Raw genomic sequence first — 16393 nt, 5'->3', positions numbered from 1 at the left:
CTTTTTTTTATCTGATCTGAATTTCGCCGGGTTTGCTGCGACTGCAAATACATGTTTTAACAGCTGGGGGCAAATTTCTGGCGAAAAAAAAGCCGGCATATGCCGGCTTTTTGCTTCAGTAACGAATTACTTAGAAGCTGGAGCTGCTGTAGCGGAAGCTGCTGGAGCTGCGCTGGATGCTGCAGCTGCGTCAGATGCTGCTGCTGGAGCTGGAGCTGCTGCTGGAGCTTCAGTTGCGGATGCTGGAGCTGGAGCAACTACGGATGCTGCTGGAGCAGATGCTGCTTCTTCTTTTTTACCGCAAGCTGCCAAAGCGATTGCCATCAGGGATACGAGCAAGAGAGATTTTTTCATGTTTGTACTTTCAATAAATAGATCAAAAATAAGATCAAAATTTTGCGATGAATAATTACCGGTAATTATCGCTCTATAGGCTTACTCGTTGCAGCGCACCATTTTTCGTGACGCACTTCATCGAAAGTTTCCTAACCCGTGATTATAATGATTTTTCCTGCAATGGAATAGGGATTGATGCGAATTAGCCTGCAATTTCATGTTTTTTTGTATCGAAGAAAACATCTAATCCCTATTCACTGCATTTATTGCGTTTAATTTAACGAAATAAAGGCAGTATTCAGCCTGGAAATGGGATCGAACCGGGTTATTTACGTAACTCCAGCCATCCATCTTCGTACCACATACAGAAGGCTTCCATCACATCAGCCGACGCGGTGGCGATATCTTCGCCATCCAGGTAGCGCTGATTGGCAAACTTATTCAACAGTAACTTGTCTTCCTTGCCCACTGCGAAGGATTCTCCATTGATAAATACATGCTTGCCTTTGTACAGCATGGCACTTTTCAGTGAGAGCCGGACGCCGTTTTTTTCTGCAGACTGCGCAAACTTTTTAGGAGTCAGTGGTTTGGCTGGTGACTCGAAAAACACGGTTTGCTTAGGTTCCGTCAGGTACTCACCAAGGAAGATTGCAATATCATCTTCTTTGAAGCGTATTTTGGCGATTTCATCGGATACCTTCTGCAGGAAATCACTGCTGATTTCGGCCGGTTTGCTGCTGGGTTTCAATTCCGGATCTGCGTAGCGGCCCGGGATTTCCAGCGTATCTGACATGAAATTCAGGAATGATTCGCCCAGCTCCTGATAAGACGGCGCTCTGAAACCGACCGAATAGGTCATGCATTCACCGATTGCAATGCCATCGTGTGCATATTGCGGTGGCAGATACAGCATGTCACCGGGTTCCAGAACAAATTCTTCTTCAGCTTTAAAGTCGGACAGAATTTTTAAAGGCATGCCTTCGATCAGGCTTAAGTCTTTTTGTGCACTGATTTTCCACTGGCGTTTTCCGTGTGCCTGCAGCAGGAACACATCATAGGAATCAAAATGGGGACCCACGCCACCGCCGTCTGCGGCATAGCTGATCATCAGATCATCTAAGCGGGTATCAGAAATAAAACGGAACTCGCGCAGTAAGGCATCAGCATCTGCGTTGTGCAGGTTGACGCCTTGTACCAGCAAGGTCCAGTCTTTTTTATGCTTAAGCGGTGGCGCTTCTATCGGGCCGCGTTGCATTTCCCAATGCTGGTTGAAGAAACTGATTTGTCTCGACTCCACATCGTCACGGGCAGCGAGATCAAACAGCGCTTGTGGCGACAGAATAGCTTGAAAGCCAGGAATCGCCTGCCGTATCAGCAAGGGTTTTTTATGCCAGTATTCGGACAGGAATTGTTCTGGGGAAATGCCGCCTAGCAGCGTCAGGGGTGTCGTAAATTTTTTCATGTGCGCATTATAGGCGTGCCTGCGCTGCAGTTCCAGACGGGTATAATCCTGCATGCATATATTTTTAAAGGATATCGTATGAAGATTGTCAAAAACTCAGTTGTTACCGCCCGCTATACTTTGTCGGATGCGCAAGGCAATCTGATCGAGGAAGGTCAGGAGCCTATGGTGTATCTGCACGGCGGATATGACAATATCTTCCCGAAAATCGAAGCGGCGCTGGAAGGTAAAGAAACTGGTTTCTCTACTGAGATTCAACTGGAGCCAGAAGATGCGTTTGGCGACTATGATGCGCAACTGGTTAAGGTTGAGCCACGTGACCGTTTTCCAAGTCCACTCGAAGTTGGTATGCAATTTGAAGGCATGCCGGAAGAGTCTGATGAAGGTGAAAGCCATATCTTTACCGTCACCGATATCGCCGAGGATAAAGTTGTACTGGATGGTAATCATCCGCTGGCAGGTGTTGCATTGCGTTTCAGCCTGACGGTGGAAGCTGTACGTGCAGCGTCCGACGTCGAAGTGGCACACGGCCATGTACACGGCGCACACGGCCATCATCATGACGATGAAGACGGTGACGACAGCGATGAATACCGCACCCATCATATTCACTGATCAGCTCCTGCCCTGGCTTTGCATGTAATTGCAAGTCAACGGGTATAAAAGTGAAAAATGCCGCAGATTTCAGGTCTGCGGCATTTTTTTTGGGGGGGGGCTGATGAACGATGAGCGGTGAACGCTGATCTGCTCCTTATTTTCCCAGCAGTTGTTTCAGCTCATACAGTGCATCCAGTGCTTCGCGCGGGGACAGGCTGTCCGGATCGACTTTTTTCAAAGCATCCAGGGCTTGTTGTTCTTCCTCGCTGATTGCTGGCTCTGCGACTGCCTCGGGTGCGCTGCTGGCACCAGAGAATAAATCAAACTGCGGTGTGCTTTGCAATGAGTGCGCTTCCAGATCCGCCAGATGCTTGCGTGCCGAGCGTATCACTGGCTGCGGTATGCCAGCCAGCTGCGCGACTTGCAAGCCATAACTCTGCGACGCCGGTCCAGCTTGCACCGCATGTAAGAACACGATGTTTTCCTTATGTTCCACCGCCGACAGATGCACATTTTCCGCACTCGGATGGGTATCTGGCAGTTGAGTCAGTTCAAAGTAGTGAGTCGCGAACAGGGTGAAACTTTTGGTGCTCTGTATCAGATGCTTAGAAATTGCCCAGGCCAGCGCCAATCCGTCAAATGTAGAGGTGCCGCGACCGACTTCATCCATCAGCACCAACGAGTTTTCTGTAGCGCCATGCAGGATCGCTGCAGATTCTGTCATCTCTACCATGAAGGTGGAACGTCCTCCGGCCAGATCATCCGCTGCACCAATGCGTGTAAAAATTCTGTCGATAGGACCTATCGTTGCGCTTTGTGCCGGTACATAGCTGCCCACATAGGCGAGCAGGGTGATCAGGGCGACCTGACGCATAAAGGTCGATTTACCACCCATATTCGGGCCGGTAATCAGCAATAATTTTTTATCCGCATCCAGTTTGCAGTCATTCGCGATAAAGCGTTCTATCTGATTTTCGACAACAGGATGTCGGCCCTGGCTGATGTTGAGGCTGGGCGCATCAATCAGCTCAGGTGCACACCAATTGTTTTTGCTGGCATGACCCGCCAGGCTGACCAGGGTATCGAGGCTGGCGACCGCGTGGGCTATGGTCTGCAGCTGTGCAATATGCGGCAAACAATCCTGCAATAACTGCTCGTACAGAATTTTTTCCCTGACCAGGGCGCGCTCTTGCGCGGACAGTGCCTTGTCTTCAAAGGCTTTTAATTCCGGCGTGATATAGCGTTCGGCATTTTTCAGCGTTTGACGGCGGCGGTAGTTGTCTGGCACTTTATCGGCCTGGCCATTGGTGACTTCGATATAGAAGCCATGTACCCGGTTGTACTCTACCCGCAGGTTGGCGATGCCGGTACGTTCACGTTCTGAGGCTTCCAGATCAACCAGAAATTGACCGGCATTTTCTGACAGCGCACGCAGTTCATCGAGTTCTGCGTCATAGCCTTTGGCAATCACGCCGCCATCACGCACCATGGTAGCAGGCAGTGGTAACAGGCTGCGTTCCAGCAAATCCAGGCACTCCGCAGGGGTCTGCAAATCCTGCAATATCTGCGTCAGCAGGCTGGTCTGGTTGTCGGCGACACACAGGCTCACATAATTGCGCAAGCTAGGCAAATGCTGCATACCATCGCGCAATGCCGACAAGTCGCGTGGCCGCGCAGATTGTAAGGCGATACGGGTGGTAATGCGCTCAATATCAGGAATCGCATTCAGGGCGCTGGACAGGCCTTCGGTCGAATCGGCGCTCATGATTGCCCTGATTGCCTGATGACGTGAGCGCGCCACGCGCTGATCACGCTTCGCATGATGCAGCCAGTGACGCAGCAGGCGTGAACCCATCGCGGTCTTGCAGTGATCCAGCAAAGAGAACAAGGTCGGCGCTTCCTGGCCGCGCAAGGTCTCAGTCAGTTCCAAATTACGTCTGGTGGCGGTATCGAGGCCAATGAATTCATCTTCATTTTCCACGCTCAGCGCATTCACATGTTTCAAGCCGCGGCCCTGGGTGCTTTCTGCATAGCGCAATAAGGCGCCGGACGCGCCCAGCGCGGCAGACATATTTTCAACGCCAAAACCAGTCAGTGTTGATGTGCCTAACTGATCCTGCAGTGCTTTTTGCCCTTGCTTGATATCGAAGTGCCAGTCCGCGACCTCTGAAAATTTACCGGGCAGGGCTTGTTTATGCTCATCCAGCATCAGGGTGCCGGCTGAAATCAGTATTTCGGCTGGTGCGATACGTTCCAACTCATGTTGTAAGCGCTGAGGAAGCGACTTTTCATCGCTGGAAAATTCCATCAGTTTCAAGGCGCCACTGGCTAGTGACAGCCAGGACAAGCCGACGGTAATGGTTTTTCTTTGCTGCGTCAGGCATAGCGCCAGCAGTGGGCGTTCAGATTTCTCCGGCAACAGATCGGTATCCGTCAATGTGCCAGGCGTGACGACGCGCATGACTTTGCGTTCTACCGGTCCCTTGCTGGTGGCTGGATCGCCGATCTGCTCACAGATCGCAGCGGATTCACCCATCTTGACCAGCTTGGCCAGATAGGGTTCCAGCGAATGAAACGGCACGCCTGCCATCTTGATAGGCTCGCCGCCTGAGCTGCCGCGCTGGGTCAGGGTGATACCCAGCAGACGCGATACTTTTTCCGCATCACCAAAAAACAGTTCATAAAAATCGCCCATGCGATAAAACACCAGCGTATCCGGATGGTCCGCTTTTATGCGTAAATATTGGACCATCATTGGCGTGTGTTTGGAATTGTCGTTACTCATAAATCTTTATTGTTATTGGGATGATGTTGTCTGGTTGCCGGAAATGAACAGGCATGCTGAGAGCTGCATAGGCTCGATTAACATTCTTGTATAGCCGGTGGAGCTTGCAGATCTGTTTATGCAGCTGATTTCCGCAAAGATAGTGTGCTTTTCCGCATGCTTGCTGCATCTGCGTTCGCAAGCTGCAAAGCAAACGCTCAGTCATAAAAGTGCACATTATAGTGGATGACGGTGAGCTATAGACGGATAGAGACAGGTCTCGACTAACTTCGCTGCAATTGTGCGGCAGGCGACTCAAATGAGCGGGTGAGTGTGCTTGGTCCGTTAGCGGCGCTAGCTTGAAATGGAATTCGAATTTGCTTCAGGATGAAGTGCAAAGCTAGGCGGATTGCTAGCGCAGGTGCAGAGGTCGCTGAGCGTCGGTTAAGTGAGCTCAATAAGTGTGCTCATTAAATATGCGCACTGCTTAGGTGCTCAGCCTGACAGAAAACGCAGTAAGCAGGTTTGTACAGCGCTTGAAGCTGATTGCTTACTGCGTAGTGTAGCCTGGCTTAGCCGTTGCCGCGGCTGCCGGATCTGCGCGGGCCAGCAGATTTGCCGCCTAACAGGTTGCCATTGCGTGGCTTAGGCTGTTGTGGGCGCGCTGCATTTTCATTGCGTGGCTGTGGTGCCTTGGCTGCCTGAGGTTTGTTACTGCCTACCGGACGGGCTTTACGTTGGCCATTGCCGGGATGATTGCGGCCTTCAAAACTGCGCAATTGGATAGGCTGCGCTTTGGCATTTGGATCGGGAATGAAGCCGTCTATGATTTCCTGTGGAATCTGACGCTTGATGAATTTCTCGATATCAGCCAGCAGTTTGAACTCGTCCACGCAAACCAGCGAAACGGCCTCACCGCTTGCACCAGCGCGGCCTGTACGGCCGATGCGATGCACATAGTCTTCCGGCACGTTAGGCAAATCGTAATTGACCACGTGCGGCAATTGGTCAATATCAATACCACGGGCTGCGATGTCGGTGGCAACTAAGACGGATAAGCTGCCATCCTTGAATTCAGACAGGGCTTTGGTACGTGCAGACTGGCTCTTATTACCGTGGATAGCCATGGCCGTAATACCTTCTTTGCCCAATTGCTCGACCAGACGGTTTGCGCCATGTTTGGTGCGGGTAAACACCAATACCTGAGACCATTGCTGAGACTTGATCAGATGTGCCAGCAAAGGGTGCTTTTTATCACGGTCTACCGGATGGATTTTTTGCGCAATGACTTCTACTGTAGAGTTGCGGCGCGCGACTTCTATCATGGCCGGACTATTCAGGAGGCGGTCAGCCAATGCTTTGATGTCGTCCGAGAAGGTCGCAGAGAACAACAGATTCTGGCGTTTTGGTGGCAGGATCGCCAATACTTTTTTGATGTCGTGGATGAAGCCCATGTCCAGCATGCGGTCTGCCTCATCCAGAATCAGGATTTCGATATGACGCAGATCTATCGTGCCTTGCTGATGGTGATCCAGCAGGCGGCCCGGGGTTGCGACCAGTACGTCTACACCTTGTTTGAGCAGCTTGATTTGTGGATTGATGCCGACGCCACCGAAAATAACGCCGGAATTCAAAGGCAGATATTTACTGTAAAGGGCAACGCTTTCCTGCACCTGAGCGGCGAGTTCACGGGTTGGTGTCAGTACCAGCACGCGGATAGGGCGGCGCGATGTTTTGTCGCTGGGGCCGTTAGGCTGACTCAGCAATCTTTGCAAAACCGGCAAAGTAAAGCCCGCGGTCTTGCCGGTACCGGTTTGTGCCCCTGCTAACAAATCTCCGCCTTGGATGACGGCTGGAATCGCTTGTTGCTGAATAGGAGTAGGGGAGGTGTAACCTTGTTCGCTGACTGCGCGAACGATGTCCTCGGACAAGCCGAGTTCGTGAAATGAGGGCATGAGATTGTACAATCTGAAATCAGGGGTGAACTATATCAACCCGGTAAAACCTGTGCTCCGCCGGATGGCGAAGCACAATGGAACTTATACTTGCTAAAGCAAAATACTAAAGCAGTCTGACACTTATTTTGCGCTGCCTGCAAATGGCTGCAATACGTTGACCATCTGGCCAAATACACGAGGTGTGCCGGCCATGACATCACCCTTGTACAGGTAGTCAGATTCGCCGCGGAAATCAGAAACGATACCGCCTGCTTCGGTGATTAACAGTGAACCGGCAGCAATATCCCAAGGCGCCAGACCTTTTTCAAAGAAACCATCGAGACGACCCATCGCTACATAGGCCAGATCCAATGCAGCGGAACCCGGACGGCGCAGACCCTGGCATTTGCCAGTCATGACTTTAAACATTTGCAGGTATTCGTCCAGGCCGGACAAATCACGTGATGGGAAGCCTGTGCCGATCAGAGCGTCAGCCAGTTTGTCGCAACGGGTAACGCGAATACGTTTTTCGTTCAGGTAAGCACCAGAACCCTTGGTGGCAGTGAACATTTCATTGCGGGTAGGATCGTACACCACAGCTTGCGTGATCACGCCTTTGTGTTGCAGCGCGATCGATACACAGTATTGAGGGAAACCGTGGATGAAGTTAGTCGTCCCGTCTAAAGGGTCGATAATCCACACATACTCATTTTCATCATGCAAATTAGCGGATGCACCCGATTCTTCAGCCAGGATGGCGTGCTCTGGGTAGGCGCTCTTGAGCACTTCAACTATAGCCGCCTCAGCGGACTTATCAACGTCGGTCACAAAGTCATTGAAGTGTTTTTCAGTAACACTGACGCGGTCGAGGTCGAAAGACGCACGATTGATGACTGCCGCACCGCGGCGAGCGGCTTTGATAGCCGTATTGAGCATAGGATGCATAATTATTCCGATAAAATGACGGCAAACCCGCAGACATTTGCCAAAGCGGCAAAGTCGGTAGTTTGCAATAATGAAAATGGTAAAGAGCAGGCGCTAAATCTGGCAGCAGGCTGTTTTGCTCTACTGAATATAATTAACGCGGATAAACGCTATTTTAAATGAACTTGACAGAAACTGACACATCTCTTTTTACGCGCTTACGTTTTGTACTGGTAGAAACTAGTCATCCTGGCAATATTGGTGCTGCTGCACGTGCCATGAAAACCATGGGATTCAGGCATTTGGTACTGGTCAACCCCAGATTTCCCGATGCCTTGAGCCATCCGGATGCCATTGCGTTTGCCAGCGGCGCACAAGATATTCTGGAACAAGCCCAGATCGTTGATTCGGTTGCTGCTGCCCTGCAAGGATGCGAGCTGGTGGCGTCAGTCAGCGCCAGATTGCGCGAATTCTCGCCGCCGGTGCAGACACCACGCGAACTGGCTGAGGATTTTCAGCGCCAGCTGACTGGTCAGGCCGCCATCGTATTTGGCAATGAGCGTTATGGCTTACCGAATGAAGTGGTGGTAAATAGTCAGGTGCTGGTGAATATTCCCGCCAATCCTGATTATTCTTCCTTAAATCTGGCTCAGGCGATACAGTTAATTGCCTATGAGTGCAGGATGGCTACTCAGAATGAAGTGCAGAATCCGGAAAAAATCGGATTCCATGGGCAACTGGCAAATGCTGAAGAAATCGACGGTATGTATCAGCATCTGGAGCAGGCTTTAGTGTCGATCGCATTTTTGAATCCAGCCAGCCCCAAGAAATTAATGCCGAGATTGAAGCGTTTATTTTCACGCACACAACTGGAAACGGAAGAGGTGAACATTTTGCGTGGCATTTCAAAGAAAATTCTTGACCTAAAGAATCGATAGCGGCAAGGTTGAGTGAAACGCATAGAAAAAGTGTGCTGAGTCGGATACGTGTAAAAAAGAATTTAACTTTATTTATTGCTTTTGAGTAAAAAAATTTCCTGTTTGATATTTTCAGTATGACTTGGTTTTGTTATAACGCTAGCATCTGATGCCAATCTTCTTATTGGCGGGCCATATTTAAGACATTTTGGGGAAATCATCATTTTACCGTTTCGCAGATCCACACTTTCTCTGGTATGTGCCTCCGCGTTAGTCGTGGGTGCTACCGGACAGGCATATGCATTGGGATTAGGCGGGGTTCGTTCGCAGTCTTACCTTGGGCAGATTTTGAGGGCACAGGTTGAGTTAACCGGTGTCGATAGTTCTTCTGTCGATATGTCCTGCATCCATGGTTCGGTCGAGTCGACCGAGGGTGTGATGTTATCACCGGTGAGTTTGCAACTGGTCCAGCGTGGCGGTAGCAGCTATTTGTTGCTACAAAGCCGCAAAAATATTTCTGAGCCAGCTATCAAAATTCTGCTCAATATTCAATGTGAAGTGCAATTGCACCGGGAATATCTGATACTGCTCGATCCACCGCAAGTGACGGCAGCGCCAGAAAATCTGCCCGGTTTACAGAGCCCCATAGCGTTAGCGAAATTGGACGCTCAGGCAGCGAAGACTCTTACTGGCGTGACCGGTAGCGCTGGAAAAGTGCGTGCCTCCGCGACGCGAACAGGCGAGGGCGGGCCAGACTCAGGAACGGAATTCGTCAAAGCCAAACGGAAAGTGGCAGAGCTTGCTGTTGCGTCGACATCCCAGGCTGCGACAAAAAATAATACGCCTCAGCTCATTGAAAGCCGCGCAAAAGATGCATTGAAGCTCACGGAGAGTGCAGAACTGCCCAAGCAGGGCATGAAGATGGCACAGACTTTGTCAACCGGTGTGGCCAATGGTAAAACCGGTGCGCAGGATATCGAAGAGTTGCGCCAGGCCCAGGCGCAGTTCGCCGCGATGTTAAGAGGCGAAGCACCAGTCCGTGTTCCCGTCGATAAAGCGCCTGCGGATAATCCGGAAAAAGCGGAAACGTTGAAAATTCAGAGTCTGCAACAAGAAACCCTGCAGCTAAAAAAACAAATACAACTGGATAAATCCCTGTTTGATGAACTCAGAGAGAATTCTGTTTCGAAAACCTGGCTGATCATGTTGTCAGCGGTACTCGTGGCGGCCTTGAGTCTGGCAGGTCTGTTGTTCGCCTATATACGCAGATTGCACAAGAAGCATGCGGCAAGCTGGTGGGAGCAAAAGGCTGCTAAACCTGAGCCCGAGGCTAAAAAAAATATCGAGGAATTGGTGGACAGTGTGCAAGCCACCTATGCCCAAGGCAGCAATTCGGATGCACCTGAGTCACAACTGCTGGCGCGTACTGTTCCGTCTGTGGCGCGTCCGACACTCTCCACGACGCCAGATCCTTTGCTTAAAAATACCGGAAAGCTGGAAGCACATTCTGTTTTCGGAAAAAATTTCACGCCTTCGCTGGAAGATACCAATAGCAGTACTTTCAATTTTTTCTCAAGCAGAAATCATTCGGTGAAGGTTGAAGAAATTTCGGATGTGACTCAGGAGGCTGAGTTCTGGATGTCGGTCAATGATCCTGAGCGAGCGATTGAAATTCTGGAGCCGCAAGCAGATATTGATCAGCCGGACTCACCTGTGCCTTGGCTGTATTTGCTGGATTTGTACCGTGTCGTCAGTCATAAAGAAAAATACGATCAGTTACGCGATAGGTTCGTGGTGTTTTTCAATGCGAATATTCCTGAATTTGAAGTCGATCCTTCAACGCTGCCTTCACGTACGCTGGATGATTTTGAGCATTTGATGAAGAAGATCTGTACGCTGTGGAATTCTAACGAAGCAATACCATTTTTACAGAGTTTGCTGGTGGATGATCGCGACGGTAAGCGTATGGGTTTTGAATTGCCGGTGTACCGCGATATCCTGCTGTTGATCAGTATAGCCAATGAGCTGGAGCGTAATCGTACTCTCGAAGAGCCCGGCCATGGCTGGAACACGGTTAAGTTGAGTGCTGAGCCTGAGGCGCCTGTGTTGGCACCGGAAGACGATACAAATGTGATTAATTTTGAGTTAATTGATTTTCGAAAGTCCGAATAGTCCAGAAGCGCAACAGAGCTAAGTCTGTCGCTTTGATCTGGAATGTCAGATGTGAAAACGGGAAGCCTGGCTTCCCGTTTTTTTTTTTAGACTTGCGCAAGTCGCCTGAGGTTTCAGGCTGGAATTTTGAAATCCGAAATTTATGGCTCAGACTGCACGCCGCATTTTTTGCACCGTATAGTTTTTGACTTCAGGTGGCGGTTCTACCAGCTTGACAATGGCAAAGGTGCAGTTATCGCCTTTAGGTGTGCCCCTGTCGCGTGCTTTACGTATGAGTAGCTCGGATGCTTGTCGCGGTGTATTTGCCGCCACGGCTGCTGAGAGCTCTGCATCTTCGAAATAATGCCAAAGCCCGTCAGTACAAAGCAGGAAGCTGTCACCTGCCGCGAGGTTTTGATATTTGCCGAAGGTGATGAAGGGTGCTGTATTGCTGGAGCCCAGTACATTCACAAGAATATTGGATAATCTGTGCGTTTTCGCTTCCTCTGGCCGGATTTTTCCTTCGTCGACCAGCTTTTCCACATACGAGTGATCGCGGGTTTTCTCGCCAAAGTTAGGGCCGCTGAAACGGTACAGGCGCGAATCGCCCGCATGTGCCCAGATGGCTTCTTTCTGAGGCGTGATGACCAGCGCGGCGAAGGTGCTGTGCGGTTCTTTTTCAGAGGACACAGCGGTCAGCTTAATGACGGTATGGGCTTCCTGAAGTATGTTCTCCAGCAAAGTCTCGACATTGCTGCCGGTATAAAATTCATCAAATAGCTGCTTAGCGGTACGGATCACCTGCTCTGCAGCGAGGGCACCACCGCTTTTTCCACCCATGCCGTCAGCAACAACTGCCATCATATAGCCGGGCGCTCGCGGTGCCGCAAATAATGCGACCCGGTCCTGTTGTTCTTGTCGGTCACCGATGTGTTGTCCGGTGCCAGCTTCTATCTTATATTGGCTCATACGTCTCGGTAGATTACACTAGCGGAAAGCCAGTTTATTTGGCTTTCCAAAATTTCACACTATTTTACTTTAAGCTGAAGGCTATGAGCCATCCTGAACAAGTACGTCAACGAATAATCGAGCTGGAAGTAGAACATCGTGATCTGGATGTGGTCATAAATGCACTGACTATGGATCCTGCACACGATGAATTACAATTGCGTCGCCTGAAAAAACGGAAGTTGCAGCTCAAAGATCACATAACTTTACTGAAAATGCAACTGACACCTGATGTGCCTGCATGAATTTTCTGGCAAACTGCGTCCCCTTGATTGAAATTGATTGTCTATTTTGACTGATACCCCTCCTTTATCCACTGATACTAAAGATGGTTTACACCATCAGGACATAGAGCATATTTTTGGTTTTGATGGCCCCTTGAGTGCGGCTTTACCCGGCTATCGCCCGCGTCAGGCACAGACTGAGATGGCAAAAGCGATCTCCGACGCTATCGCCGGACAAAAAACCTTGCTGGCAGAAGCTGGTACCGGAACTGGTAAAACCTATGCTTATCTGGCCCCTGCGTTGCTGTGGGGCGGTAAAGTCATCGTATCGACTGGGACTAAGAATTTGCAGGATCAGTTGTTTCAGCGCGATATTCCGACGATCAAAAAAATCCTTAAGGCACCGGTGTCGGTTGCCTTGCTCAAAGGCCGTTCAAATTATCTGTGTCATTACCATCTTGAGCGCACCCAGCAGAACGGCCGCCTGACCAGCCGCGAGGATGTCGGTTATCTGCGCGATATTTCACGCTTCATTAAGACCACCATGACCGGTGATAAGTCGGAGTTGTCACGGGTGCCTGAAACCGCCAGTGTCTGGAGCCTGGTGACTTCCACTAAAGATACCTGCATGGGGACGGAGTGTCAGTATTATCAGGACTGCTTTGTCATGAAAGCGAGGAAGGAAGCGCAGCAGGCCGATGTGGTGGTGGTCAATCACCATTTGTTTTTCGCGGATGTGGCTCTCAAGGATACTGGCGTGGCCGAGTTGCTGCCATCAGCGAATACGGTGATTTTCGATGAGGCGCATCAGTTGCCGGAAACCGCGACCTTGTTTTTTGGCGATACCGTGTCGACTTCTCAGGTGCTGGAATTATGTCGCGATGTGCATGCAGAGGGCTTGTCCCACGCGCGCGATGGGGCTGAATGGTCCAAGCTGGTGGCACCGGTTGAAAAGGCCGCACGTGATCTGAGGCTGGCTTTTCCGCAGGATATAGTCCGTCTTTCTATCGATCAGATTGCTGCTTCAAGCCCGTTTTTTGAAGCACTGGATACCTTAAAAGACAGCATGAGCGAGTTGATTGCAGTGCTGGAAAAGCAGGCAGAACGAGCAGAAACACTGGAGCAGTGCCGCGCGCGTGCCATTATGCTGCAGGATCAGATCGATGACTGGAATGCGGAACCGAAAGATGCTGCTAAAGCGGGTGATTATGTGTTGTGGGTAGAGGCTTTCTCTGTTTCCCTGCAATTGCACCGTACGCCTTTGTCGATCGCGCCGATATTTAATAAACAGCGCGAAGGGGTTCCACGCGCCTGGATATTCACCTCAGCCACTATGGCGGTGAAAAACGACTTCACACATTATGTGTCGCAAATGGGTTTGTGGAATGAGCCGGCATTTACCTGGCCCAGCCCGTTTAATTATCAGGAACAGGGTTATCTGTATGTGCCGGATGGCATGCCTGACCCGAATTCGCGCGACTATGCGGATGCTGTGATCAATGCGGCGCTGCCAGTGATTACCGCGGCTAAAGGCCGCACTTTCCTGTTATGTACCACGCTTAAAGCCGTTCGCTTCAGTGCCGAACGCCTGAAGCAGGAATTTGAGCAGCGTGGACTGAATTTCCCCTTGTTCGTGCAGGGCGATGCGGGCCGGACTGAATTGCTGGAGCGCTTTAGAAATTCCGGCAATGGGGTATTAATCGGCAGCCAAAGCTTCTGGGAAGGGGTGGACGTACGTGGTGAGGCTTTGTCCCTGGTGATCATCGACAAATTACCCTTTTCCCCGCCGGATGATCCTGTGCTGGCAGCACGTATCACTGCGATGGAGAAAAAGGGAATGAATGGCTTTGTACATCATCAACTGCCGGAAGCGATCATTAATCTGAAGCAGGGTGCTGGTCGTTTGATACGTGATGAAACGGATCGTGGCGTGTTGATGATTTGTGATCCACGCCTGATTTCCAAGCCTTACGGTAAGCGCATCTGGCAAAGCCTGCCAAGTTTTGCGCGTACCCGGCTTGAGGCGGATGTGCTGGCATTTTTTGAGCGGCTCAGCACCGAAAGTTCGGTGGCACCATCTGCTAAAGGCTGATTTGATGAGCTGGCTTTAGCGTTGATCATGACCAGTTTGCTGATCACGTCGGTGGGCGGCTATCAGTCCCCAGCCTAATTGGCGCCGGATATCTTCAAGTGCTGTTTTTTCCGGCTGCTCTCGCACAGAAGCTGTGGGTCGCGCCGGCTTATCTTGCCTGGTATTGGTCGTATGGTTTTCCATGATGATTTCCTGTCTGGTCCGAATACTTGCTACGGGTGTAGCAACTGTTTTGTATCTTCCTGAGATTTAGCCTAGTCAAACTTGCGTAAATTAAAAGCAAATTTGCAATGTTTAACACGCATAGAACTTACGCCTGTGATCATGCCGACGGAGTCGCTGTACCGATGATGAATGAGATAAAAGATATTGTTGGAATGAAGCTAGTGCAGGCGGGCCGTGGCGCGCATTGGGCAGATACCTTGTCGGCCTGGACTGCGCTGCAGCTGGAATTCGCCAACCGCCTCGGCAACGCTGGCTATTGCTATACAGAGCGTAGCAACCTGGGTTTGCTGGCTCAGGCTGCGCTGCGGGCAGGGCGCTACGCACTCGAGGAGTATCAGCTCATCGCCAGTAAAAAGCATGGTCCGCTGCAAGAAGTCTGGGCTGGGCGTTGCGATTGCTGGCTGTCCGGTGGTGAATATGGCGAGCTGATCGAGGCTAAGCAGGAGTTTTTGCCGATACGCTCGCCGCTGGTGGCTAAGCAGGCGGAACGGGTGCTGGATGCAGCCGTGGCAGCTGCCACTGTAACGCGTGGCGCAGCGCCGCTGCCGGCAATGGGTATTGCCTTTCTCCCGGTTTTCTTGCGTGCCAGCTGTGATCCTGAAGCGAGCCAGTTCGAAACCGAACTGCACAACCTGGTACTGTCCTTGCAAACCTGCAACACGGATTTTGTGGCCTGGTGTTTTCCTGCAGCGACCCGCAACTATCTCGGGAATAGCGGAAGTGAACTGATGCCGGGCATCCTGCTGTTGGGCAGAGCGGTGGCAGACAGAACACAATTCTCAGATATCGATATAAAAAATTAGAATTAGACCGGTCGTCTGCAAACTTTTCCTAAGCCTGTTATAGTAGTCCTTATCAGTAGCAATTAATTTTTAGTAATTGTTTGGCGATTGCAGGATGAGTGCAGGGTGAGCGCATTCAATCCTTGCATCATCGTTATCATTATTCTGCTGCTGTGCCGCTGGTCGCACTCCAGTCTGCAAATAGTTAGCAGGCCGGGTTGCGCGACAATGCTGCATTGCTAAAGCTACTGAACAGCGTATTCACATTAACTTCGGAAGGTCATCATGAGTGATTTAATTCAAAAACTGCAATGGCGTTATGCTGCCAAAAAAATGAATCCGGCTAAAGCTGTTCCTCAGGACAAGCTGGACCGTATTCTGGAATCTATTCGTCTGACAGCAACTTCCAGCGGCCTGCAGCCTTATGAAGTCCTGGTTGTGACCAATGCGGAAATCCGTGAAAAGATCAAGGCGATCGGCTGGAATCAGGCACAGATCACTGAAGGCTCGCATTTGCTGGTGTTCGCAGCATGGGATAACTACACAGCAGAACGCATCAATATGATGTTTGATCTGACCAATGAAGTGCGTGGTTTTAAAAATGAAGGTTGGGAAAACTACCGCAATATGTTGCTGAATCTGTATCCGGCACGTGATGCAGAAGTGAACTTCCAACACGCTGCGCGTCAGGCTTACATCGGCCTTGGTACCGCACTCATCGCTGCCGCAGAAGAGCAGGTCGATGCAACCCCGATGGAAGGTTTTGATCCGGACAAGCTGGACGAAATCCTGGACTTGCGCGCTCAGGGCTTGCGCAGCGTCGTGATCCTGCCACTCGGCTATCGTGAAGAAGACAAGGATTGGCTGGTGAATCTGAAAAAAGTTCGCCGCACTAAAGAAAACTTTATCCGCGAAGTTAAATAAGGCGGATCAAGGCTGTCATTCAGGCTGTCGGTTTTGACCGCTGGTGACAG

At 50.6% G+C, this 16393-nt stretch carries 15 protein-coding genes; 8 read left to right on the top strand and 7 right to left on the bottom strand.

Features of this window, described 5'->3' with window-relative positions; all coding sequences use genetic code 11:
- Nucleotides 1–126: 126 nt before the first annotated feature.
- The gene (locus tag EYB48_RS19480; protein ID WP_408058243.1) at nucleotides 127–354 is read right to left on the bottom strand and encodes a hypothetical protein; all 228 of its coding nucleotides are present in this window, start codon (nucleotides 352–354) and stop codon (nucleotides 127–129) included.
- Nucleotides 355–661: 307 nt separating this feature from the next.
- Entirely contained in the window at nucleotides 662–1798 is a 1137-nt protein-coding gene (locus tag EYB48_RS02335; protein WP_162018659.1) for a cupin domain-containing protein, read from the bottom strand.
- A 78-nt stretch (nucleotides 1799–1876) separates the two neighbouring features.
- Between EYB48_RS02335 and EYB48_RS02330 the strand changes: the two genes are divergently transcribed.
- Nucleotides 1877–2413 (top strand): FKBP-type peptidyl-prolyl cis-trans isomerase, encoded by a 537-nt coding sequence (locus tag EYB48_RS02330; protein ID WP_162018658.1) that lies wholly within the window; start codon nucleotides 1877–1879, stop codon nucleotides 2411–2413.
- 136 nt (nucleotides 2414–2549) lie between these two features.
- On the opposite strand, the gene mutS is transcribed toward EYB48_RS02330, so the two are convergent.
- The 3 genes from mutS to EYB48_RS02315 form a co-directional block, all read right to left on the bottom strand.
- Nucleotides 2550–5150, bottom strand: coding sequence for a DNA mismatch repair protein MutS (gene mutS / locus EYB48_RS02325; protein ID WP_235934841.1), 2601 nt, complete (start codon nucleotides 5148–5150; stop codon nucleotides 2550–2552).
- A 581-nt stretch (nucleotides 5151–5731) separates the two neighbouring features.
- Entirely contained in the window at nucleotides 5732–7114 is a 1383-nt protein-coding gene (locus EYB48_RS02320; RefSeq protein WP_162018656.1) for a DEAD/DEAH box helicase, read from the bottom strand.
- 123 nt (nucleotides 7115–7237) lie between these two features.
- Nucleotides 7238–8032 (bottom strand): inositol monophosphatase family protein, encoded by a 795-nt coding sequence (locus EYB48_RS02315; protein WP_186902525.1) that lies wholly within the window; start codon nucleotides 8030–8032, stop codon nucleotides 7238–7240.
- 3 nt (nucleotides 8033–8035) lie between these two features.
- Here EYB48_RS02315 and EYB48_RS02310 point away from each other — a divergent pair, with 3 nt between their 5' ends.
- The 3 genes from EYB48_RS02310 to EYB48_RS02300 all read left to right on the top strand — a co-directional run bounded on the left by EYB48_RS02310 (nucleotide 8036) and on the right by EYB48_RS02300 (nucleotide 11109).
- Nucleotides 8036–8203, top strand: coding sequence for a hypothetical protein (locus EYB48_RS02310; protein WP_162018655.1), 168 nt, complete (start codon nucleotides 8036–8038; stop codon nucleotides 8201–8203).
- Nucleotides 8200–8958 (top strand): RNA methyltransferase, encoded by a 759-nt coding sequence (locus EYB48_RS02305; protein ID WP_162018654.1) that lies wholly within the window; start codon nucleotides 8200–8202, stop codon nucleotides 8956–8958. The genes EYB48_RS02310 and EYB48_RS02305 overlap by 4 nt, the downstream gene beginning before the upstream one ends.
- A gap of 255 nt (nucleotides 8959–9213) precedes the next feature.
- Nucleotides 9214–11109, top strand: a complete 1896-nt coding sequence (locus EYB48_RS02300) for a type IV pilus assembly protein FimV (protein WP_162018653.1) — start codon at nucleotides 9214–9216, stop codon at nucleotides 11107–11109.
- A gap of 147 nt (nucleotides 11110–11256) precedes the next feature.
- Here the strand turns inward: EYB48_RS02300 and EYB48_RS02295 are convergent, their stop codons facing one another.
- A complete protein-coding gene (locus tag EYB48_RS02295) occupies nucleotides 11257–12057 on the bottom strand; it encodes a PP2C family protein-serine/threonine phosphatase (RefSeq protein WP_162018652.1) in 801 nt (266 codons plus the stop codon).
- Nucleotides 12058–12140: 83 nt separating this feature from the next.
- Here EYB48_RS02295 and EYB48_RS02290 point away from each other — a divergent pair, with 83 nt between their 5' ends.
- Both EYB48_RS02290 and EYB48_RS02285 read left to right on the top strand, forming a co-directional pair.
- The gene (locus EYB48_RS02290; protein WP_162018651.1) at nucleotides 12141–12341 is read left to right on the top strand and encodes a YdcH family protein; all 201 of its coding nucleotides are present in this window, start codon (nucleotides 12141–12143) and stop codon (nucleotides 12339–12341) included.
- 46 nt (nucleotides 12342–12387) lie between these two features.
- Nucleotides 12388–14412: an ATP-dependent DNA helicase gene (locus EYB48_RS02285; protein WP_162018848.1), complete on the top strand. Its 2025-nt coding sequence runs from the start codon at nucleotides 12388–12390 to the stop codon at nucleotides 14410–14412.
- Between the two features lie 15 nt (nucleotides 14413–14427).
- On the opposite strand, the gene EYB48_RS02280 is transcribed toward EYB48_RS02285, so the two are convergent.
- Nucleotides 14428–14595, bottom strand: a complete 168-nt coding sequence (locus tag EYB48_RS02280) for a hypothetical protein (protein WP_162018650.1) — start codon at nucleotides 14593–14595, stop codon at nucleotides 14428–14430.
- A 164-nt stretch (nucleotides 14596–14759) separates the two neighbouring features.
- Between EYB48_RS02280 and EYB48_RS02275 the strand changes: the two genes are divergently transcribed.
- The gene (locus tag EYB48_RS02275) at nucleotides 14760–15440 is read left to right on the top strand and encodes a hypothetical protein (protein ID WP_162018649.1); all 681 of its coding nucleotides are present in this window, start codon (nucleotides 14760–14762) and stop codon (nucleotides 15438–15440) included.
- 264 nt (nucleotides 15441–15704) lie between these two features.
- Entirely contained in the window at nucleotides 15705–16343 is a 639-nt protein-coding gene (locus EYB48_RS02270; RefSeq protein ID WP_162018648.1) for an NAD(P)H-dependent oxidoreductase, read from the top strand.
- Nucleotides 16344–16393 lie beyond the last annotated feature (50 nt).

It is taken from the genome of Cognatundibacterium crateris, assembly GCF_010078235.1.
Classification (GTDB): Bacteria; Pseudomonadota; Gammaproteobacteria; order Burkholderiales; family Burkholderiaceae_D; genus Undibacterium; species Undibacterium crateris.
The sequence above is the reverse complement of the archived record's forward strand: the minus strand, read 5'-3'. Positions and strand labels throughout refer to the sequence as shown.

Bases quoted from the DNA above. Each gene is read 5' to 3' on its own strand.
- EYB48_RS19480 (WP_408058243.1), bottom strand. From the start codon at position 354: ATGAAAAAATCTCTCTTGCTCGTATCCCTGATGGCAATCGCTTTGGCA.
- EYB48_RS02335 (WP_162018659.1), bottom strand. From the start codon at position 1,798: ATGAAAAAATTTACGACACCCCTGACGCTGCTAGGCGGCATTTCCCCA.
- EYB48_RS02330 (WP_162018658.1), top strand. From the start codon at position 1,877: ATGAAGATTGTCAAAAACTCAGTTGTTACCGCCCGCTATACTTTGTCG.
- mutS (WP_235934841.1), bottom strand. From the start codon at position 5,150: ATGATGGTCCAATATTTACGCATAAAAGCGGACCATCCGGATACGCTG.
- EYB48_RS02320 (WP_162018656.1), bottom strand. From the start codon at position 7,114: ATGCCCTCATTTCACGAACTCGGCTTGTCCGAGGACATCGTTCGCGCA.
- EYB48_RS02315 (WP_186902525.1), bottom strand. From the start codon at position 8,032: ATGCTCAATACGGCTATCAAAGCCGCTCGCCGCGGTGCGGCAGTCATC.
- EYB48_RS02310 (WP_162018655.1), top strand. From the start codon at position 8,036: ATGCATAATTATTCCGATAAAATGACGGCAAACCCGCAGACATTTGCC.
- EYB48_RS02305 (WP_162018654.1), top strand. From the start codon at position 8,200: ATGAACTTGACAGAAACTGACACATCTCTTTTTACGCGCTTACGTTTT.
- EYB48_RS02295 (WP_162018652.1), bottom strand. From the start codon at position 12,057: ATGAGCCAATATAAGATAGAAGCTGGCACCGGACAACACATCGGTGAC.
- EYB48_RS02290 (WP_162018651.1), top strand. From the start codon at position 12,141: ATGAGCCATCCTGAACAAGTACGTCAACGAATAATCGAGCTGGAAGTA.
- EYB48_RS02280 (WP_162018650.1), bottom strand. From the start codon at position 14,595: ATGGAAAACCATACGACCAATACCAGGCAAGATAAGCCGGCGCGACCC.
- EYB48_RS02275 (WP_162018649.1), top strand. From the start codon at position 14,760: ATGATGAATGAGATAAAAGATATTGTTGGAATGAAGCTAGTGCAGGCG.
- EYB48_RS02270 (WP_162018648.1), top strand. From the start codon at position 15,705: ATGAGTGATTTAATTCAAAAACTGCAATGGCGTTATGCTGCCAAAAAA.